19 protein-coding genes are annotated in these 20,635 nt (G+C 54.1%); 12 read left to right on the top strand and 7 right to left on the bottom strand.

The window, feature by feature from the left end; genetic code table 11:
• The first annotated feature begins 351 nt into the window (after positions 1 to 351).
• Positions 352 to 777: a DUF1641 domain-containing protein gene (locus AC58P5_RS19940; protein WP_497389593.1), complete on the top strand. Its 426-nt coding sequence runs from the start codon at positions 352 to 354 to the stop codon at positions 775 to 777.
• 37 nt (positions 778 to 814) lie between these two features.
• Positions 815 to 1,996, top strand: coding sequence for an NAD(P)/FAD-dependent oxidoreductase (locus AC58P5_RS19945; protein WP_497389595.1), 1,182 nt, complete (start codon positions 815 to 817; stop codon positions 1,994 to 1,996).
• A 212-nt stretch (positions 1,997 to 2,208) separates the two neighbouring features.
• Here AC58P5_RS19945 and AC58P5_RS19950 read toward each other — a convergent pair whose 3' ends face one another.
• Complete coding sequence (locus AC58P5_RS19950; RefSeq protein ID WP_497389597.1) at positions 2,209 to 3,339, bottom strand: stalk domain-containing protein; 1,131 nt, start codon at positions 3,337 to 3,339, stop codon at positions 2,209 to 2,211.
• Positions 3,340 to 4,213: 874 nt separating this feature from the next.
• Between AC58P5_RS19950 and AC58P5_RS19955 the strand changes: the two genes are divergently transcribed.
• From AC58P5_RS19955 to AC58P5_RS19975, 5 genes are all read left to right on the top strand, one after another.
• The gene (locus AC58P5_RS19955; protein ID WP_497389599.1) at positions 4,214 to 4,849 is read left to right on the top strand and encodes an NAD(P)-dependent oxidoreductase; all 636 of its coding nucleotides are present in this window, start codon (positions 4,214 to 4,216) and stop codon (positions 4,847 to 4,849) included.
• A gap of 173 nt (positions 4,850 to 5,022) precedes the next feature.
• Complete coding sequence (locus AC58P5_RS19960; protein WP_497389601.1) at positions 5,023 to 6,966, top strand: ABC transporter ATP-binding protein; 1,944 nt, start codon at positions 5,023 to 5,025, stop codon at positions 6,964 to 6,966.
• Between the two features lies 1 nt (position 6,967).
• Positions 6,968 to 8,842: an ABC transporter ATP-binding protein gene (locus AC58P5_RS19965; RefSeq protein ID WP_497389603.1), complete on the top strand. Its 1,875-nt coding sequence runs from the start codon at positions 6,968 to 6,970 to the stop codon at positions 8,840 to 8,842.
• A 119-nt stretch (positions 8,843 to 8,961) separates the two neighbouring features.
• Positions 8,962 to 9,438, top strand: a complete 477-nt coding sequence (gene lspA, locus AC58P5_RS19970) for a signal peptidase II (RefSeq protein WP_497389605.1) — start codon at positions 8,962 to 8,964, stop codon at positions 9,436 to 9,438.
• Between the two features lie 284 nt (positions 9,439 to 9,722).
• Complete coding sequence (locus AC58P5_RS19975; RefSeq protein WP_497389607.1) at positions 9,723 to 12,521, top strand: ATP-dependent DNA helicase; 2,799 nt, start codon at positions 9,723 to 9,725, stop codon at positions 12,519 to 12,521.
• A gap of 8 nt (positions 12,522 to 12,529) precedes the next feature.
• Here AC58P5_RS19975 and AC58P5_RS19980 read toward each other — a convergent pair whose 3' ends face one another.
• The 3 genes from AC58P5_RS19980 to AC58P5_RS19990 form a co-directional block, all read right to left on the bottom strand.
• Entirely contained in the window at positions 12,530 to 13,000 is a 471-nt protein-coding gene (locus tag AC58P5_RS19980; RefSeq protein WP_497389609.1) for a DUF4385 domain-containing protein, read from the bottom strand.
• Between the two features lie 220 nt (positions 13,001 to 13,220).
• Positions 13,221 to 14,135: a stalk domain-containing protein gene (locus AC58P5_RS19985; protein WP_497389611.1), complete on the bottom strand. Its 915-nt coding sequence runs from the start codon at positions 14,133 to 14,135 to the stop codon at positions 13,221 to 13,223.
• 251 nt (positions 14,136 to 14,386) lie between these two features.
• Positions 14,387 to 14,644, bottom strand: coding sequence for a GlsB/YeaQ/YmgE family stress response membrane protein (locus AC58P5_RS19990; protein ID WP_009675854.1), 258 nt, complete (start codon positions 14,642 to 14,644; stop codon positions 14,387 to 14,389).
• 298 nt (positions 14,645 to 14,942) lie between these two features.
• On the opposite strand from AC58P5_RS19990, the gene AC58P5_RS19995 reads away from it, so the two are divergent.
• On the top strand, positions 14,943 to 15,143 hold the full coding sequence (locus AC58P5_RS19995) for a cold-shock protein (RefSeq protein WP_210019370.1): 201 nt from the start codon (positions 14,943 to 14,945) through the stop codon (positions 15,141 to 15,143).
• 83 nt (positions 15,144 to 15,226) lie between these two features.
• Here the strand turns inward: AC58P5_RS19995 and AC58P5_RS20000 are convergent, their stop codons facing one another.
• Entirely contained in the window at positions 15,227 to 15,649 is a 423-nt protein-coding gene (locus AC58P5_RS20000; protein WP_497389614.1) for an Lrp/AsnC family transcriptional regulator, read from the bottom strand.
• A gap of 144 nt (positions 15,650 to 15,793) precedes the next feature.
• Between AC58P5_RS20000 and AC58P5_RS20005 the strand changes: the two genes are divergently transcribed.
• On the top strand, positions 15,794 to 16,558 hold the full coding sequence (locus tag AC58P5_RS20005; RefSeq protein WP_497389616.1) for an MBL fold metallo-hydrolase: 765 nt from the start codon (positions 15,794 to 15,796) through the stop codon (positions 16,556 to 16,558).
• Positions 16,559 to 16,853: 295 nt separating this feature from the next.
• On the opposite strand, the gene AC58P5_RS20010 is transcribed toward AC58P5_RS20005, so the two are convergent.
• Positions 16,854 to 17,381 carry a hypothetical protein gene (locus AC58P5_RS20010; protein ID WP_497389618.1) on the bottom strand — a complete coding sequence of 176 codons (528 nt, stop codon included), beginning with the start codon at positions 17,379 to 17,381 and terminating at the stop codon, positions 16,854 to 16,856.
• Complete coding sequence (locus tag AC58P5_RS20015) at positions 17,378 to 18,667, bottom strand: hypothetical protein (RefSeq protein ID WP_497389620.1); 1,290 nt, start codon at positions 18,665 to 18,667, stop codon at positions 17,378 to 17,380. Before AC58P5_RS20015 ends, AC58P5_RS20010 begins: the two co-directional genes overlap by 4 nt.
• A gap of 193 nt (positions 18,668 to 18,860) precedes the next feature.
• Here AC58P5_RS20015 and AC58P5_RS20020 point away from each other — a divergent pair, with 193 nt between their 5' ends.
• From AC58P5_RS20020 to AC58P5_RS20030, 3 genes are all read left to right on the top strand, one after another.
• Positions 18,861 to 19,271: a VOC family protein gene (locus tag AC58P5_RS20020; protein ID WP_497389622.1), complete on the top strand. Its 411-nt coding sequence runs from the start codon at positions 18,861 to 18,863 to the stop codon at positions 19,269 to 19,271.
• 160 nt (positions 19,272 to 19,431) lie between these two features.
• Complete coding sequence (locus AC58P5_RS20025; RefSeq protein ID WP_497389806.1) at positions 19,432 to 19,752, top strand: PadR family transcriptional regulator; 321 nt, start codon at positions 19,432 to 19,434, stop codon at positions 19,750 to 19,752.
• Positions 19,749 to 20,435: a DUF1129 family protein gene (locus tag AC58P5_RS20030; protein WP_497389624.1), complete on the top strand. Its 687-nt coding sequence runs from the start codon at positions 19,749 to 19,751 to the stop codon at positions 20,433 to 20,435. Before AC58P5_RS20025 ends, AC58P5_RS20030 begins: the two co-directional genes overlap by 4 nt.
• Positions 20,436 to 20,635 lie beyond the last annotated feature (200 nt).

The following is a 20,635-nucleotide window of genomic DNA, read 5'->3' on the forward strand; positions in this document are numbered from 1 at the left end:
ACGTATACCTGCTTTAGGTGTGGGGGCGCAAAAAGAAATGATTTTTGTCACAAATTATTCACATGTGTAAAAAATTGTTTTTCTCTTGTCAGCAAGACGGAGGTATAATAGGAGTACATAGGGTTCCGTTTCGACCTGTTCGACATTTTTCCCGACCTTGCAAGTAATGGACTCGCAGCCAAGAAAAACCTTCTTCCTTTTATGTGAAAAATGTTACAATCTTATCAGGCCGCGTGTTTTCATTTATCTCGAATAGGGAAACTTATGCGAAGACAGAAGACGTCTCGATGGCTAGGCAGGGATCGAAAAATAAACGGGCTTCTATTTCAAAGCAAAGGAGGACGTTAGCTTATGTCAGAAACATCCAATCCAACCCCAATCACTACCGAAAAAAGGGAAACACAGGATGTCCTTGATCAGTTGATGAAGCCAGAGGTTCAGGAGTCTTTAACCGTTCTCGTGGAGAATCTGCCGAAATTGGCGGAAATGGTTACGATTCTTACCAAAGCTTACGATTTGGCTCAAAGCGTTGCGAGCGACCAAGTTTTGATCGACGACCTCAAAGGCGGTATGAACGAGTTTGTTAAGCCGATCACCGAGAAAGCCAAAGGCGTAGCTGCCGCTGCAATCGAAGCAAACGACCGCGCTCAAGCGGAACATTCCTCGATCGGTCTGTTCGGACTTCTCAAAATGCTGAAAGACCCGCAAGTACAAAAGACATTCCGTTTCGTACAGGCATTCTTGGATGTTCAAGCCGAACGGCAGCAACAGCGTTAAATCATAAGGTAAGCTGAAACAAGAATGGAGGATGAGTATGTCAAAGCATATTTTGATCTTAGGTGGCGGTTACGGCGGCTTGCTCAGCGCACTGACAGCCCGTCAACACTTGACTGCGGAAGAAGCTACGATTACGGTTGTCAACCGTTTTCCTACGCATCAAATCATTACCGAGCTGCACCGCCTGGCTGTAGGTAATCTGCACGAGAAAGCAGTTGCCCTGCCTCTGGAAAAGCTCCTGCGCGGCAAAGACATCAACCTGGAAATCGGCACGGTCGAAACGATTTCCGCGGACAGCAAGCGCGTCATTCTTTCGAACGGCAAATCGTTCGATTACGATAAGCTCGTCGTTGCCCTGGGCAGCGAAACGGCGTTTTTCGGCATTCCTGGCCTCCAGGAATACAGCTTCACGCTGAAATCCGTTAACGACGCCAACCGCATCCGCGAGCACGTGGAAGCACGCATCGAAGCTTACAGCCAGACCAAAAACAAAGCGGACGCGACATTCGTAGTCGGCGGCGGCGGTCTGACCGGTATCGAGCTTGTGGGCGAACTCGCCGACATGCTGCCTGGCCTGTGCCGCAGCAAAGGCGTCGATTTCAACGACGTCTCCCTGTACTGCGTAGAGGCAGCTCCTTCCATCCTGATGGGCTTCCATCCGGAACTGATCGAGCGCGCCACGACAAGCCTGCAGAAGCGCGGCGTAAAGTTCCTGACGGGCGTTGCGATCACCGAAATGCAGGAATCCGTCGTTTCCCTGAAAGACGGAAGCACAATCGAAACCAGCACGCTCGTCTGGACGGGCGGCGTACAAGGAACTCCGGTTGTCGCTAACTCCGGCATCGAAGTGAACCGCGGCCGCGCGACGGTCAACGAGTTCATGCAGTCCACGTCCCACCCGGACGTATTCCTCGCAGGCGACTGCGCGGTTGTATTCCCGGCCGGTGCAGAGCGCCCTTACCCGCCAACCGCACAACTGGCTTGGCAGATGGGCGAAGTGGTCGGTTACAACCTCTTCGCGGCACAGAAAGGCGCACCGATGGACGTCTTCACGCCCGTATTCTCCGGTACACTCGGAAGCCTGGGCCGCAAAGACGGAATCGGTTCGATCGGCGGCAACCAAACCCGCCTGAAAGGCCTGCCTGCATCGCTCATGAAGGAAGCAAGTAACATCCGTTACCTGTCTCACATTCATGGCCTGTTTGCTCTGGCTTACTAAGAACGGTCCGGAAATTTTCCGGAATCAACCGATCTGAACATATTGTCCCGGCATTCTCCTTCGGGGGAGTGACGGGGCTTTTTTGCATGTTTTTTTGGGAGAAGACGGTCGGGTATCGCAAAAAAAGCCCGCTTAAAGAGCGGAATCGCTTCTTTAAACGGGTTATAAGGGGATGTGCATGGTCTGTGCGCCGGCCGCTGTGAAGGCCTGCTTTATTTGATTACGAGCTGATCGCCGGTTACGGTGACGTCGGCCTTCAGCACCTTGGAGAAGAAGGAAGCCGGCACGTACATGCTGCCGTCTTCTTTAATGACGGCCGCTTCGCCAAGGGAAATCGGAGCCATCTTGTTGATGGTGTACGCATCTTTTCCCTTGTAAACGCTTGTCCATACCGCGCCTTTGGACAGCTCGGCGGCCCATTGCTCCTGGTTCCATTTAAGCTGGAAGCCCAGCTTCTCGGCCGTAACGCGCAGGGGAACCATGGTGGTGCCTGCCGCTGTGGTGTAGAGAGAGCCCTGCTTCTCTGACAGCACTTCGCCGCCCACTACGAGACTGGAAGGTGCCGAGGAACTGCCTCCTTGGGAGATAGGGATGGAGAACTCCTGGATACCTGCGGCATAAGGGGCGATTTCGTAAGGCGAGAACACGATTACCGCTTTACCGTCCTTGATCTGGAAGGACTGCGTATCGGTAATGCCGGAGAACGCGTCTTCGAAGAAATCATCCGGATGTTTGGCGATTTTCTGACCGATCTGCTTGTCGATAATCGCTTTATAATTTTCCCCGAATAAATCTTTCAGCTCAACTATCTGAGCTTCCTCCGCATTCAGGACGTTATAGGTATCCACACGCGGCATCCCGTGAGCGCCTCCCGTATAAACGGAAGTTACCACCCGCAGCGACAGGCGGTTCGCGTCTTCCTGACCGCCCGATGCGCTTACTTCAACTACCGAATCGACCGAATAAGGCATGGCCAGCTCGCTTGCGGAACCGTTGGCGGCAGCCAGGTCACCTTGAGCCTGTTTGCGTACGGCCTCGACATCTTTCATGGCATGCCGGTAAATAATATCGTTAAGCTCATCCTGATACTGCGTATCTTTCATCCCCTGTATAACGGGAATCTGAAGATCGACGCTCAGTTCGGGAGATTCTTCTTTTATTTCTTTGGTTGTCACCTGCACAGCTCCGTTTTTAACCGAAGTGGCTGCTGGTTCCGCCTCAGCGGACACAGAAGCGGCCGCAGGCGCCTGTACCGTGCTATTCGCGTAAGAAGTTCCGGCTGAGGCCGCCAGCAGACAGGAGCCTGCCAGGCCGATTGTCAGAAGTTTAAATGATTTTTTCATAATAAGTATCCCTCCTAGGTTGTCCGGTTTTATTATAGGCATCCCTTGCCTCAAGGTGGGTTACAGAGAGGTAACATTACCCATCCGGAGACAAACTGTAACCGAATTTTAACTTTTTGAGGATACGAGCGAAGGGCTCCGAGATGATTGGACGTAAGACTATTTTCGGTGTCTTTCTCCTGAAAGTTTCAGCGTTCGGAAACAAAAGTTCAATGGAGAAGTCTGGAAAGGACATGCTATAATCGGTTTTATGGACTTTGAATAACGGTGGATATTTTCAGACCACGGCGCAGCTTCCCGAAAGGGGGTGAGGCCGATGGTCGCACTTGTGGCGTTTTATGACGTACTTCGCTGGATCGTAACGTTACTGAGCCTTGTGTTGGGTATACGTAAGCTCTATCGCTGGGCGCGTCGTAAATTGCGGAACAAGCGAAAAAACCACCGCTAAGTAGGTTCGGAGCCTAAACGGTGGTTTTCGCTTGCACTAACATTTAGTTTTGCTTGCACGCCGTGGTGTTCCACAGCCTTTCGGGTCCTAAAGAGTTTTCACCGCGCCAACGGTGAAGGCTCTTTTTAGTATAGATGCAAAAAGAAACTTTATACGCTAATCCAGTACTACGTTAAACGCAGTGTTATACACAGTATAGCATAATTTTTGGAACGAGAGAAGCTGGTTGGGTGTGTAGGTCGCATAAAATATTGGCCTGTTGCGGGCATGAATTGACTTGAACGAGATGTATAATATCCCCCGCCATTGTCGATTTTGAAAAATAGACAGTATAAGCCACAGTTGACAAAACCGGCAACCTGTAACTATAATGGTTACATACAAGAGGCAATGTACTATGAAATCATCATCCGGGAGGAATCCGTTATGAAAATAGCTATTATCGGGGCAAGCGGCAAAGCCGGCAGCCGTATTTTGAAAGAAGCGCAGGACAGAGGGCATGTAGTTACCGCAATCGTGAGGGACGCGGCTAAAGTAAGCACAGAAGGCACGGCCGTTCTGGAAAAGGACGTTTTCGATCTGACCGCGTCCGATCTAAAAGCTTTCGATATCGTCGTCAACGCTTTCGGAGCGGCTCCGGGACAGGAGCATCTCCATGTTGACGCGGGCAACGTGCTGATCGAAGCACTGAAAGGCGCACCGGAGACGAAATTGATCGTCGTCGGGGGAGCGGGCAGCCTGTTCGTGGACGAAGCGAAAACGACGCGCGTGCTGGAAACGCCGGATTTCCCGGCCGCCTATTTTGCAACGGCTTCTAATCAGGGCAAAAACCTGGAAATCCTGCAAAACACCGAGGGCATCAAATGGACGTTCGTCAGCCCGTCCGCGATTTTCGCGCTCGGTGAGAGAACGGGGCAGTACCGTACGGGCAAAGATAACCTGCTCGTTAACTCCAAAGGTAAAAGCTACGTGAGTTATGAAGATTTTGCAGCCGCCGTTCTGGACGAGATTGAACAGCCGAAGCATGAAAATGAGCGTTTTACCGTCGTCTCCGAATCTTAATGTTACGGAAGAGCCGCCAGTGCCCTGCGCACCGGCGGTTCTTTTTGCTTTTGCCGGATATCACGTAAAAAAGAGAAGCTCGTGACTTTTGAAAAGGAGCGGAGTATGGTGGATAATAGAACTATTCCATAGTGGTTTACTTACAGTTTACGAGGACGGACAGGTGAGACAGGATGCCCATTTCGCGAAAATACATAAGGAAGTACTGGAAGCCCTTTAGCGCCGCTGTCGCCTTTCTGACCCTGGAAGCCTTGTGCGATCTTATGCTGCCTACGCTGATGTCCAAAATCATTGATGTGGGCGTAGCCGGCAAACAGATGGATTACGTCTGGCGGGTCGGGGGGATCATGCTGCTGGTGACGGCGCTGGGGGCCATATCTGCGTCGGTCCGCAATGTGATTTCGAGCCACGTTTCGCAGAAATTCGGAGCCGAGCTCAGGTCGGATTTATTCCGCAAAATCCAGTCCCTGTCTTTTGAAAATATCGACCGGTTCGACCGTGCTTCCCTGGTCACCCGGTTAACCAATGACGTTACGCAGGTTCAGATGTTCGTGAACGGCCTGATGCGCGTATTCGTCAAAGCGCCGCTGCTTTGCATCGGAAGCTTGATTATGGCGGCCCGTCTGAATCCGCCGCTCTCCGTTATTCTGGCCGTTGTCGTTCCCGTTGTAGGCATTCTGATCGCGATCAATATGAAGGTCGGCTTTCCGTATTTTATCAAGGTGCAGCAGGCGCTTGACCGGGTTAACGGGATTATGCGGGAATATTTGTCCGGTGTCCGGGTCGTCAAAGCCTTCAACCGGTTCGATTACGAAGTCGGCAAGTTCGGCGGGGCGAACGAGGAGTACCGTTCCCGGTCGGTTAAGGCCATGAGGGTTATGTCGGCATTTAACCCGGGGATTACGCTCACGGTTAATTTCGGGATTGTGGCTGTCCTATGGCTCGGCGGTCTCCGTGTAGACCAGGGCCAGATGCAGGCCGGTCATATTATCGCTTTCGTCAATTACATGACGCAAATTTTGTTTTCGCTCATGCTGATTTCCATGGTGTTTAACATGTTTGTGCGCGCGCGGGCTTCCGCGGGCCGGATCGGCGAAATTTTCGCGGAGGAAAATACGATGCCTGTGCAAGTGCCGGCCTCCGCGGCAGCCGGTGGATTTGCCGCAGGCTCTGCATATCCGGCGGCTCCATGCACGCAGACGGGAATGCGGACCGGCGCGCATTCGGGGGCACAGCCCGGCTCGCAACCCGGGACGATAACGGCCGGTCAGGCAGCCGCACAGTCCGGGGCCGTGGCTGACCCGGTCTGTCCGGAAGGCTTCCCGGCCGGCGGCCGACACCCGGATGCGGCGGCTCCGTCCGCCCCGCCTCCCGGGGGAAGCGTCGAGTTCGAGAACGTGACGTTCTCGTACGAGGGAACATCCGGCGAGCCGGTGCTCAAAGGGATCACCTTCTCCTGTGAGCCGGGACAGACCGTCGGCATTATCGGCTCCACGGGTTCCGGTAAAAGCACGCTCGTCAGCCTCATTCCCCGGTTCTATGACGCGGTGTCGGGAACCGTCAAAGTGAACGGCGCCGATGTCAGAGAACTGGACCCGAGCCGTCTGCGCGAGAGAATCGCCGTCGTGCCCCAGAAAACCGTGCTGTTCACCGGCACGGTGGCCGACAATCTCCGCTGGGGCAAGGAAGACGCCTCGCCGGAGGAGATGGAGCAAGCCGCCCGGATGGCCGAGGCCCACGAGTTCATAGCCGTTTCGCCCGAAGGCTATGAGACCAGGCTGGGGCAGGGAGGCGTGAACTTCTCCGGCGGCCAGAAACAGCGGCTTTCGATTGCGCGCGCCATCGTAAGAAAGCCGGAGATCCTTATCCTCGACGACTGCACCAGCGCCGTCGATGCCGCAACGGAGGCGCGGATCAAGGACGCGCTGAAGACATACGCCGAGGGGCTCACCTGCCTGCTGATCGCCCAGCGCATCACGTCCGTCATGGACGCGGATAAAATCGTCGTGCTGGATCACGGCGAGATAGTAGGCTCCGGCACACATGACGAGCTGCTCGGAAGCTGCCGGGTCTACCGGGAAATATTCCAGTCGCAAATGGGAAAGGAGGTCGGTTGACATGGCAGCTTCCCAAGAACGGCCGGGCGGCCAGAACCCTCCCGGCGGCCCCGTGACAATCCCGCCCAGAGGAGGGCCGGGGCACGGGGGAATGCGCGGCCGCGGACCTGTCGTGAAGCCGAAGAACTTCAAAGGAACGCTGCGAAGGCTGTGGGCTTATTTCGGCAGCGAGCGGAAGCTGCTGACGGTCATTTTCGCCCTCATTCTGATCGGATCGGCACTGACCTTGGTGGGGCCTTATCTGATCGGAGTCTCCGTGGATGCGATGTCTCATCCGGAACAAGGCGTCGATTTCGGCATCCTTCAGACGATGGTGCTCGTACTCCTTCTGGCGTACCTCATCGACGCGGCGTTCACCTTCCTCCAGAGCTGGCTTATGGCCGGCGTATCCCAGCGAATTGTGATGCGGCTGCGGGGAGCTCTTTTTGCCAAGCTTCAGAAGCTTCCGGTCGCTTATTTCGATACCCGGCCTCACGGGGAAGTGATGAGCCGCCTTTCCAACGATATCGACAATGTGAGCAGCACGATTTCGCAGTCCACCACGCAGCTTATGAGCGGCGTCATCGCTATTGTCGGCTCTCTGGCGATGATGCTCGTTCTCAGTCCGACGCTGACGCTGGCCAGTCTGGTTACCGTGCCGATCCTGTTCGTGCTGACCCGGACCATTACGAAGAAGACGAGCGTCCTGTTCAAGAACCAGCAGGTCCAGCTCGGCAAACTGAATGGACATATCGAAGAGACCATTTCCGGTCTCCAGGTCGTCAAAGCGTTCAATCACGAAGAAAAGGCAATCGCGGAGTTCGAAAAGGTCAATGCCGAACTGTGCGAGGTAGGGCTCAAGGCACAAATCCGTTCCGGTTTCCTCATGCCTCTGCTTAATGTCATTAATAATATAGGCTTTGCGGCCGTGGCTCTCGTTGGCGGGATTCTCGCCGTGCGCGGAGAAATTACCGTCGGGGTCATCGCGAGCTTTTTAAGCTATTCGCGGCAGTTTGTCCGGCCATTGAACGACCTGGCCAATATTTTCAACATTCTCCAGTCCGGTGTGGCGGGAGCGGAGCGGGTATTCGAGGTCATCGACGAGAAAGAGGAGCCGTCCGACTCTGCGGAGGCCGTCGGGCTTCTTCAGCCGAAGGGCCATGTCGTTTTTGAAAATGTAAGCTTCGGCTACCGCCCGGATGTGCCCATTCTGAAAAACGTAAGCTTCGATTCCGCCCAAGGCAGCTCCACGGCGCTTGTCGGCCCGACCGGGGCGGGAAAAACCACGATCGTCAACCTGTTGACGAGGTTTTACGATGTTACCGGGGGCCGCATCCTGATCGACGGGCGGGATATACGGGAGTACACGCGGGACAGCCTGCGCAGGACGTTCGGTATCGTGCTCCAGGATACGTACCTTTTCTCGGGGACGATCAAGGAAAATATCAAGTACGGCAGGCCGGACGCCACGGATGCCGAGGTGGAAGCCGCAGCCGCCATGGCTAACGCGGACGCGTTCATTAACCGGCTGCCGGCGAAATACGAGACCCTCCTTTCGGAGAACGGCGGAAATCTAAGCCAAGGCCAGCGGCAGCTTCTGGCGATTGCCCGGGTTATTCTGGCAAAGCCTTCTATCCTCATCCTGGACGAAGCGACCAGCAGCATCGACACGCGTACGGAGCTTCACATCCAGGATGCGCTGCTCAAGGTTATGCAGGACCGGACCAGCTTCATTATTGCGCACAGGCTGAACACAATCCGGGATGCGGATACCATTATGGTCATCGACCACGGAGAAATTGTGGAAAAAGGCGCCCACGATTCGCTGATCGGGCAGCAGGGCGTGTATTACCGGATGTTCTACAATCAGTTCAAAAATATAGAAGGCGCCGTCTAAAAACAATGCCCGGGTCCATTGTCTGAAAACGATCCGGGGATACGAAAATGTTCCTTGTGGAACAATTTATGCCGTTAATGATCAGAAGCTTGCCATAAGGGAAAGGAGAGAGAGCTGCTATGCTGTTTTATTTCACCGCCGCCTTGGTTGCAGCTGTCGACCAGTTTGCCAAAGCTTTAATCCGCGCCACTATGGCGGTCGGGGAATCCGTTCCGTTCTGGGGGGACATGGCGCTTACGCATTACGAGAACAGCGGGATGGCCGGAAGCAGGTTCCAGGGCTATGCGCGCGTATTCGCCGTGCTGGCGGTTGTGTTCATCGCCATTGTGCTTTACTATCGCCGGAAAGGGGATATTCAGGGCCCGCTGATGAATATGAGCATGGGTTTCCTGACGGGTGGCGCAACCGGAAATGCCATCGACCGCTTCTGGTTCGGCAAAGTGACGGATTTTCTTGAATTCCGTCCCGGCGGGGGCATTCTGAATCTGGCCGATATCGCCATCAACATCGGTGTCGTTCTTTTTCTTATCGGGGGCGTTCTGGACTATTACCGTAAAAGGCAGAATCCGCTGGCCGCCGGGGAAGAACAGGGGTGACACAGCCTGCTTTTCGTTTGCCTTCTCATGGTATAAAGACTTTTCCGGTCTCCGGGGGAGTCTTTTTTTGCGAATAGGGTTTGGTGTCTTACGGAAGGTTTGGAGTCCGGCACTGTTCGGTTCGAAGGATGCCGGTTTAAACGGTTTGAAAGGGGCGGGCCGGGTTAAGTCTCCCAGTTCCTTTTCGGTTTCCTTTGGTTGGGAAATAACCCGGAGGATGATATAATCGGGAGATAGAACGAACGTTCGCGGAACGGCTTATTTATAAAAAAGGCGGTGAGAGAATGACCGGCGAGGTGAAAATTTCAGTCCGTACCCTGGTGGAGTATGCTTACCGGAGCGGAAGCATTGAATCCGGCTTCCGGACCGCCACGGCTTTAACCGAAGGGACCAAGGCCCACCAGAAAGTGCAGAAAACTTACGGGGACAGCGACCAGAAGGAGGTTTTCCTGCAAACGGAGATTCTCCGGGACGGGATCGTATTTGTGCTGGAGGGCCGCTGCGACGGACTGCTTTTCGACCATGAAGGTGGCGAGGTTACGATCGATGAGATCAAATCTTCGACGGGCGATCCCCGGCTTGTGGAGGAAAACCGCCATCCCGTTCACTGGGCCCAGGCGGTTTGCTATGCCTATATGTACGCGAAACAGCACGGAAGGGGCCGCATGAAAGTCCAGCTTACGTACGTCCAGGTCGGGACTGAGGAGCAGCAGCGGTACGTCAGGGCATACGCCTATGACGAATTGGAGGCCGCCGTGCTGGAAGCCGTGCGCCTATATGCCCCATACGCAGCGATGCAGCTGCATAATCGCCGGGAACGGGACGCCAGCATCAGGGAGCTGCCTTTTCCGTATCCGGCCTACCGGGAAGGACAGCGGCAGTTCGCCGGATCGGTCTACAAAACGATTAAAGACGGCCACAAGCTATTCGCAAACGCGCCTACCGGCACAGGCAAAACCATTTCGACTCTGTTCCCGTCCGTCAAAGCGGTGGGCGAAGGGCTCCTTCAGCGGATTTTTTATCTGACGGCGAAGACGCTGACGCGTACGGCCGCGGAGGAAGCTTTTTCTCTCATGATCGAGCGGGGGCTTGATATGCGCATCGTCACGTTGACGGCGAAAGACAAGATTTGTTTCCGTGAAGAAGTGGATTGCAGGAAGGAAATGTGCGAGTTTGCCGACGGGTATTATGACCGGGTGAACGGGGCTGTCCTGGACATGCTGTCCCATGAAAAACGGATGAACCGGAGTGTCATCGAGAAATACGCACGCAAGCACAAAGTATGTCCGTTCGAGTTTTCGCTCGATGCGGCATATGCGGCCGACGCGGTTATCTGTGACTATAACTATATTTTCGACCCTAAAGTATATCTTAAACGGCTTCCGGAGGAAGTGAAAAAGCAGACGGCGCTTCTGATTGACGAGGCGCACAATCTTGTGGACCGCGGCAGAGAGATGTTTTCCGCCGAGCTGACGAAAGCCCCTTTTCTGCAGCTGAAAAGGGATTTCAAGGGGCGGAACTCCGCCGTGGAAGCCGCGGCCAAGGCCGTGAACGATTATTTCATCGCCTTCCGCAAGGAACAGGGCAGCGGAGGCAGCTTCGTGCTCCGGGAAGTGGCGGAAGAGCTGCCGGTCCTGCTGGAAGCGTTCGCGCAGCAGGCGGAGCGGGAGCTCGCCGTTCCCGGCCTGGGCGGCGAGGCGCAGGAGCTGCTGCTCGATACCTACTTCGCGGTGCAGAGCTTTCTGCGCACGGCGAAGTACTACGACGAGCGGTATGTCACCCTCGCCGAGGTGCAGCGCAGCGATGTGCGGCTCAAGCTGCTCTGCCTTGACCCTTCCGCGCTGCTCGCGCAGATGGGGAAGGGGTACCGGGCGCATGTGTTCTTCTCCGCCACGCTGTCGCCTTTTTCCTACTACATGGACATGCTGGGCGGCGGAGAGGACGACTACACGGTGGCGATTCCGTGGCCGTTCCGGCAGGAGCAGCTCGATGTGTGGATCGAGCCGCTCTCCACCCGCTACAAGGACCGGGACAAGACCAAGCTGCCGATCTCACGGCTTTTGGGAAAACTCGTCCGTGAGAAACCGGGCAATTATCTCGTCTTCTTTCCTTCTTACGAATACATGCGGGAAGTGGCCGCCCTTTTCCTGGAACAGGAAAGAGGGCCGCAATCCGGCACTCCGGTTAACGGAGGAGCTGACGGCACAGAAGCGGCTTCAATGGCCGCTGAGGAAGATGGCCTTGAGGCCAGCGCGGCAGTCTCGGCAGAAATCGGCTTAGGTGAGGATTCAATAGGCAGCGATGCGGAAGCCGGCTCAAATAACGCCGCAGGGTCCGAACCGGCCGCCGGTACTTTAGCGGGTACGGAGTCTTGTGCCTCATTCGATTCCCCAACCGATACCGGAGCCGGTGCAATCGGTGCGGTAACCGATGAAGTTACCCGAACGGAGTCCGCCGCAAATCATACCGGTGGAACTGCCGGCGGCGCACCCGGACAAAGCCTTTTCGAAGCGGTAGAAGTCGTGCTTCAAGACCGGCTGCCCGCTTCGGATGAGAGCCGCGACGGGTCTATCCTGGCGGAGGAAGCGAGGACCGGCGGACCCGGCGATGACACGGGGAGAGGGGAGCACGGCAGCCGCATGCTGCGTATCCTCGTCCAGCAGCCCTCGATGCCGGAGGAGGAGCGGGAGTCCTTTCTCGCTTCCTTCCGAGCGGATCCTCCCCATACGCTGATCGGCTTTGCCGTAATGGGCGGGATTTTCTCCGAAGGCATCGATCTGAGGGGCGACCGGCTCACGGGCGTCGTCGTGGTAGGTGTAGGGCTGCCCCAGGTAGGGCCGGAGCGGAATATCATCAAAGAGCATTTTGACCGGGACGGTCGAAGCGGCTTCGATTACGCGTATGTATTTCCCGGCATGAATAAAGTCATGCAGGCCGGCGGCCGCCTGATCCGGACGGAAAACGACTACGGAACGCTGGTCCTTATCGACGACCGGTTCCTGCAAAGACGCTACCAGTCCCTGCTCCCGCCGGAATGGCGGCATTTTACGATCCCCGGCCAGGATAAAGAACGGACTCATTAATTTTCACACTATTTTTCATCCTGCTTCTCGTATTTATCCTGGTGTTCTTTCTTCATGCGGATATAGTCCTTGTCCGTCTTCGCGATCTCCCATTGAGCTTTGAATATAGCGGCGGACTCCGCTTTTACGGGATCGTTCTGGTAGGGCAAAATCGAACCGTCTTCTTTGGAATATTTCCGGCCTCCCTTGTGGTTCGTGTAGCGCCTGGCGCGCGTGTAGCCCATCTGGAGAAATTTTCTCGCCATGTCCATCCCGATAAAATCCTCTGATTTTTTATAATCCAGAAACATGTCATAAATTTTCTCGGAAGATTCCTTCGCGATTTCCGGTGTTTTAAACCGCCAGTGCGGCAAAATCTCGCCCTTGTAGGGCTCGACGAGCAGAACGCCTTGTTCTCCGCGGCCCACGGTGTACAGTTCCGGTTTTTTACGAAGGTCCAGATGTTCGTAATCCAGCGAATAGTCGAATTTTTTAGCCATGAGGAACAGCCTCCTTCCGATCTTCGGAGAGATTGGGATATGTCTTATCCTTACCCCGACCGCCGCATAATGCCGCGAATGACGTGAAAAAAATCCCCTCCAAGTAAACGTTCGGCGCCGCGCTTATTCGGCACTGTTCACTTGAAGGGGATAGTTCGTTTATGCCGGAAAACTCACCTCACGGTTTCAATTCATTGCCGTGACTTGATTCAACCCAGATTTACTTGACGGGCTCGGCAGAATTAAGCTTCACTTTTACGGATTTATAGCCGGTGAGGTCGCCTTTGCCGGCCGTTTCGAACGTGGTTGCCGAGACGCCATCTCCGGTGGCTCCGGTGCTCGTGCCTTTGACAGCGGCAGTGCCCAGCTCCCGGCCTTCCGCATCATAAAATTGGAGAGTCGCATCGAAGCGGAGCGTACCCGGTTTCTTCACGCTGACCCAGCCGCTGACTTTCGTGAAATCGTTCTGTTTGATCAGCTTCAGCGTTCCGATTCCCAGCGTGCCGCTCTCGTCGGAGATGGACAAATTTGGAGGGGCGGGCAGCGGGTGCGGCACGGGCCCGGCTTGAAGAGAAGCGAAGGCATAGCCGCTTACGTTGTGGTCGGCAGCCGCTTTGAAGGCTTTGATCCGGTCGCCTTCAGCCGTAAACTGGGTCTCTAGCGGGGCTTGGCCCAACGGTTTTCCTTGAGCGTCAAAAAACAGGAGGGTTCCCTTCACGTCCACTTCCGAGCCCGGCTCAATGCTGTTCCGCGCTTGCGCCATGCGGTCCCAGTGGTCCTGGCCTATGTAAAGCTGTCCTTCCACCGTGCTGTTGGCGGCGTCGGATACTTTTAAATGGCCGGCCCGGATGGTGCTGTCCATGGTAGTCACGTTGAACCCGTTATCGATGGAAATGGTGTTTGTCTTGCCTTCGTATGCCACTACGGCGCCAAGGCTTTCCGCCGCGAAGCGGATCGGCACGTAAGCGTGTCCGTCCACGTTTAAGGTTTTATAGTCGTCGGGTAACGTTCTCGACTCGCCGTTTACCTGATATTTTGCGGGAAAAAGTACGGCTTGTATCGTGTTGCCCGCGTAAGCCACCGTAGAGGCGGACACAATAGCTCCAACGGCAAAACCGATTACATATTTTTTCATGAAAGTCAGCTCTCCTTATGTATTCATTTGGAATATTTGTCTATATTTAGAACGAATAAAAATTCCGAATGTTGCAGCGGAACCGCAAAAAGCTGCGAAATTCAAGATGCCGCATGCAGCGGACGGCTGCAAATCTGCAGAACACCAAACGATTTGCCGTTTATGTGCCGCATAGTGCGTTAAACGCAAAAAAAGACCACGCGAATGTTTCGCGTGGTCTTTTTTATCCTGGAAGACAGGTTAGCTTACGGTTATGCCCGTTTGCTTCCCATAGAACGCAGGATCAGGCTGACGATGAATACCAGTACGATACCACCGATCAAAGCAGGGAAGAAGTAGAAACCTCCGACTTCAGGACCCCAGTTGCCAAGCAGCAGACCGCCGAGCCATGCGCCCAGGAAACCTGCGATAATGTTGCCGATAATGCCGCCGGGAATATCTTTACCGATAATCATGCCGGCTAACCAACCGATGATACCACCGATAATTAATGACCATAAGAAACTCATCTAGATTACCTCCTAAATGTTTATGTTTTAGTTTGTGTTACGTGGTTGCTTAGTATTAACCTCATTGCTTTTTCTTTAATCAGGTTTGCAAAAATTGTTTTTCGAAAAGATTTGGAAAATAACTTGCACTTGGAAATTGTCTATGGTAAGATGAAGTCAATCGAGTATATGAAACCTGGAATTCACTTATTATAAAGGGTTATCATTTGTGAGATGGAGCCTTTTATAATATGTGAATTTTTATTTGCTTCAAGAGTAAAAAGAACATGTTAAATTTAATTTCTAGGAGGTACCACACATGCAAACTGGTACAGTAAAATGGTTCAACGCTGAAAAAGGCTTTGGTTTTATCGAAGTTGAAGGCGGCAACGATGTATTCGTACACTTCTCCGCTATCCAAGGCGATGGCTTCAAATCCCTGGACGAAGGCCAACGCGTTGAGTTCAACGTAGTTCAAGGCAACCGCGGACCGCAAGCTGAGAACGTTGTTAAGCTGTAATTTCAGCTAAAACGATAAGAAGCTGTTCACAACTATATGTTGTGGACAGCTTCTTTGTTTTACCCCCGGCAATTGCTGGGACGTTATTTGATTTTGCCGATGGACAAACTGACTTTATAATTGCCGTACTTCAATAAATCGTCGAGGAAGGCATTGAGCTCCTCGTTGCTTGCGACCTGTACACGGAGCCAGTAACAGCCTTCTCCGCTTACGCGATGGGCTTCCAAAATGCGGGAGTCCCGGGAGGCGAACGTTTGCAGATCGCCGTGAGCGTTTTGGGATTTCAGAAATACCGTAACCATGGCATACACCGCAAGACCGAGTTTTTCCGGATTCCACTTGAGGGTCCGTCCCTCTATAATGCCCCAGTCTTCCAGCTTCCGAATTCGTGCGCCTACCGCCTGGCCGGTCAAATGAACTTTGAGGCCGATCTCTTTATTCGAGCGAGTCGCATCCTCCAGAAGAAACTGCAAAATCTTGTGATCCGTATCATCTACACCGAACATGCCCATCCGCCTTCCGAATACTTTCATGGTGAAAAAGAGACAACCTCAGATCTTTCATGGGGTTCTTCCGGAGCCGCTCCTCTTTTTATAAAATTGTATCAAATCCTTTTTTAAAAAGATATTGGCGATGATGGAGGCGATTCTATGAAAATCCGCTTGATACGCAACGCAACGCTGTGGCTGGAATACGGAGGCCGGCGCATTCTCGTGGATCCGATGCTGAGCGCAGCCGGGGCCAACCCGCCGATCCCGAACACGGCCAACGACCGGCGGAATCCGCTCGTGCCGCTCCCGGTACCCGCGGATGAGCTGCTGAAGCCGGACCTGGTGCTGATCACGCATCTGCATCGGGATCACTGGGACGCGGAGGCTGCCTCGAGGCTGCCCAAGGGAACGTCCGTCCTGTGCCAGCCGGGGGACGCGGAGACCCTTGCGGAGCAGGGCTTCACGGCCGTATCCGCCGTAGAAGAGGAGACGGCCTGGCGCGGTCTGCGCATCGCGCGTACAACCGGGCAGCACGGCACCGGCGACATCGGCGCAGCTATGGGTCCGGTGTCGGGCTTCGTGCTCCGCGCGGAAGGGGAGCCGGCGGTCTATATCGCCGGCGATACGATCTACTGCGCCGAAGTGGCGGAGGCGCTGGAGAGACATCAGCCTGCGGTAACGGTCGTGAACGCAGGCGGTGCCGTATTCACGGCCGGCGATCCGATCACGATGACGGCCGATGATGTGGTCTCCGTTTGCCGCAAGGCGCCGCAAACGCGGGTGATCGCCGTGCACATGGAGGCGATCAATCACTGTCTCCTGACGCGCGAAGTTCTTCTCGCGCGCCTGGAGGAGGAGGGGCTGTCGGAACGGACCGAAGTTCCGGCAGACGGGCAGTGGCTTGAGGTCGCGGCGGCACACTAAAAAGAAGGTTCCGGTCTATATGGCCGGAACCTTCTTTGGATTTTGCTGCTTTCGCGAACAAGGGGAGCAGCATATGACAGCCGTGACAGTCGGCATCATGCACGTTTTTCTTTTCCAGCGATACCTTTTTACAAATGCGGCAGGATAAGCGCTAAGCAAGAAAAGCAAGGTGAAGCCGTGATGTGAACCGTGTATTGCGGTGTCTATTAGGTCACGATCCAAATCGGGATAACAGGGCGAGTCATTATCTACGGATAGAAGAACCGCGGATGTTCATACCATCCTTTACGGCCCGCTACAGAGCGGTAAAGGTATACCGGTACGTAGCGAATGTGCTCGATGTGTTGTAGTTGTCGAGCTTTTTTTTCTCGCCGGGTGCGATTGTGACGTTGTCATAAGATTTTTCATGCACGACTTGTCCTTGGGCATCATAGGTAGTGAAGGTCAGGCTGCCCCGGAATGTGTACGAGGAGCTGTAATTCCCGACATATACCCGGATATCGTAAGTGTCGCCATCGGAGAAAGCACCCGCGGCAACGGCTAGACGGTCGATATCTTCCCGGACTTCCGACTTGTTCATCCGCTCCTGGTAATGCCGGTCGAGCTCCGAACGCATCGACTCGTCGATTTTATGGGCCCCGTGGGTGATGGTGGCGATCGGAATGGTCGAAACGATGTACAAAAGGAGCACGGCTCCGCCGCCGCTGCGGAGGATCGTCCGCTTGTCGTAACCGCCCGCGATGAGGGCGATCCAGGCGATGAGAATAAGACCGAGCGTAATCAAATGCCACTTCGAAATAAACATATCGGCATACAGGCTCATAACGTGACCTCCTCTTCTTCGTTAAGACCGAACTGTCTTCGGATCAACCAGACCATCCCGAAGGGAAGCCAGATCGTCAGAGGCAGCAGGATCGTCGCGCCGATAGCCGTGCTGTAAAACTCTTTTCCGGCCCCGGTATCCGTCAAAGGCATGATAGCCCCGATGAACAACCACCCGATAAAGGCGGTGATCGTAAACCGGACGGCGTGCCAGAAGGTCAAGCGGTCCGCCATGACGAAGTAGGCGGCGGCAGCGGCCAGGAAGCAGCCTATGCACAGCCACATGTTATCCTGGGATACCCGGCCGTCGACAACGAAACCGGTCAGCACATACAGGGTGGTGAAGAGCAGCGCGAAGATCACAACGGTAGACATGCGCGGCTTACTTGAGCTTTCCCGTCTTGATCGTTGACCGGGGGAGTTCTCTCTGAAAGTCGTTGCTCCCGCCCCTCCGCGATAAAACGGCCGCTGAGGCTGAGGCCGACCGCTTCCGGCCCGCAGAGCTTCGGAGCCTCCGGGGCTTCCGGCCGCGACATCGTGCCCCGCGCGTTCCCGCTCGCTGCGCTTGCGGCCGAGCTCGTAGAGCAGGTTGTCGAGCCGCTTCTTGAAGCCCTTTCTTTCGATGTCGAAAGGAGCGGTATCGAGAGGCTCTCGCAGGGCGGAGAGCTGCTCGGCTTCCGTCTTCTGCTCCAGAAGAAGATCCGTCGCCCAAATTTCGATAGAGCCCTGCTTTTTGAGGTGCTTCAGCCATTTTTTCATATCCGGCAATTCGTAGAACGGAACTTGCAGTATCCGCTCCTGTGCATCCCTCCGGTAACGGACGTACAGCATGGGAAGCAGGTGGAGGACGGACCGGCTTTCGAACCATTTCGTCTTATTGTAAGCGTAATGGTATTGGGCGACGTAGTACGCTATGTATACCCGGTCCGCTTCGTCCAAGCGGACGGAGCCTTCCTCTTTTTCCCCATGCTCATAATGCAGATAGCGGATTTCGTCTTTGTAGAGGCTGAAGCGGTCCAGGTGACGGTTTTTCCAGATATAAGCCTTTAACGTGAGGATGGAAAACCGGATGAGCCAGAGGCCCGGAATAATAAGAAGGAGCGACAGGTAGGCCCAGAAATGACGGAAAGTGACGGCCAGGTAAACCGGACCGGTCGCGAGGGCAAGGCCCAGCAGTAGAAGCAGAGTCAGAGCCTCGAAAGTAAGAATCCAGTAAAAAGGCTCCATCCGCCGGCCGGAGCGTTGATGAATCAAAAACGGATTTGAAAGATGTTCGTCTGTTCGCACAAGTGCAACCTCCTCGATGGCAGGAATGGAATGAAATCATGTAAAAGTTTTAGTACGAGGAAGGGTTTTTACGGTTTCATTGGAAGAAATAATCCAACGTATAGACTTCTGAATTGCCATACCCTTTCCGAGAAATATTGGAACAGGAAATTTGTGGAACTTCATCCGAATAAACCGCGAAGGAGAAATTTCGATGGCTGTTTTGCGTCCTTATTTGTACAGTGAAAATGCAAGGAAGCAGGGAGAGTTTTATGCCCGGGCCCTCCAAGGGGAAATTGTCAGTATTCAAACTTTCGGGGATGCCCCCTCCCAATACGGGCAGCACCGCGACCGGGTGATGCATCTGGTGCTGAAGGCCTGCGGGTTAACGTTCTACATGGCGGACAGCGATCGGGTAGAGAGAGGCAGCGGACTGGACCTTACGCTTGAATTCGGCACGGATGCCGAAGCGGAGCAGGTGTTCGGCGCATTGTCGGAGGGGGGCAAAGTCCTGATGCCTCTGCAGCGGATGTTCTGGGGGACAATGTTCGGCAGGATCGAGGATGCCTACGGCGTCCGTTGGCAGATTGCGACGGATTCTGGGATTAATCAGGCCGAGGCTTGACAGGGAAATTAAAGTCAGCTAAACTAACTTATATAACAAGGTAGTCATCGGATTAAGACTCCTTGTTTTCTTTCCGGGTAACTACATTGCAATGCAAGTTAGATGCGCAAGTGAATAAGTGCGGATTGAGGGGGTGATTTGCATTTCTACGTACACACAGATGTTAAAGGGGATCCTGGAGGGGTGTATTCTCGCCATCATCTCGCAGAATGAAGTCTACGGTTACGAACTGTCCCGAAAGCTTCAGGAAAGCGGGTTCGACTATGTCAGCGAAGGAAGCATTTATCCGCTGCTGCTCCGCATGCAGAAGGAGAAATGGATTGAGGGCTATATGAAGGCCGACACGCGCTCCGGAGGCCCTCCAAGGAAATATTACCGGCTTACGAAAGCGGGCGGGGAGGTGCTGGCTCAGTTCCATGACAACTGGAGCGCAATGAAGCGGAGTGTGGATCACATTTTAGAAGGGGGACAATCCCGATGAATACAAGTCAAATGAGTGCTGAAAATGCCAAGCTGCAGCAGCAGCTCAATGAGGAAAATAAAAAGTACTACGGAGGCATGCTTGTTTATATCCGAACGAGCGATATCGATCAGAGACAGGGGGAAGAACTGCTCCTTGAAATGCTTCAGCACTTGCTGCAGGCGCAGAAGGAAGGACGCAGCGCCCGCGTCGTATTCGGATCCGATCCTCTCGCATACTGTAAGGATCTTGTTTCCCAGCTGCCTTCTCCGGGCCGGGCGGAGCGGTTCAGCATGGTTGTTATGATCCCCTGGATCACCCTTACCTGGATGTTCCTGGCCTACGCCGTTACCGGCTTTCTAACGATAATGGCGGGTGCCGAGATCGGACGAATGAACGAAATCAGTCCGGCTTTTCTGCTTATTGTCGCCGTTGACTCCATCCTTGTGGTGAAGCTAATTCTTGCTCTGATGAATAAAACCGCCTTTAACGGGAGCGAGCGTAAATTTCGTCTGCTTTTCCTGCTGCTTTACATCGTAAGTATCGGAGCGGTGACTGCTGCCGGGATACTGTTAAAGCCTTACCTGCCTGTCTTTACCGTATCGCCCTGGATTTCTTTGCTGATTTTTGCGGGCGGATATGCCGGACAGAAAATAATGTTTGGGGGCAGGGGAAAACGGGGAGGAGCGGGGGCTGCGGGATAGATTCCGTTCTAAGGATGAAATAAACCGGAAAGGAGTCATCTATCTAAAGGAGGATGATTCCTTTTTTTCTTAGTAAAAAAATGGTCTGTAAGCGTTGACATAACCGGTTTTACCGCTTATGATATGAAATAAGTTAATAATTTGTGACGGAGAAGTGGAGATTCACGTAAGTTGCAAGGTCCAGGCGGCCTTGCAATTTA

Source organism: Paenibacillus sp. JT31N7, assembly GCF_059692095.1.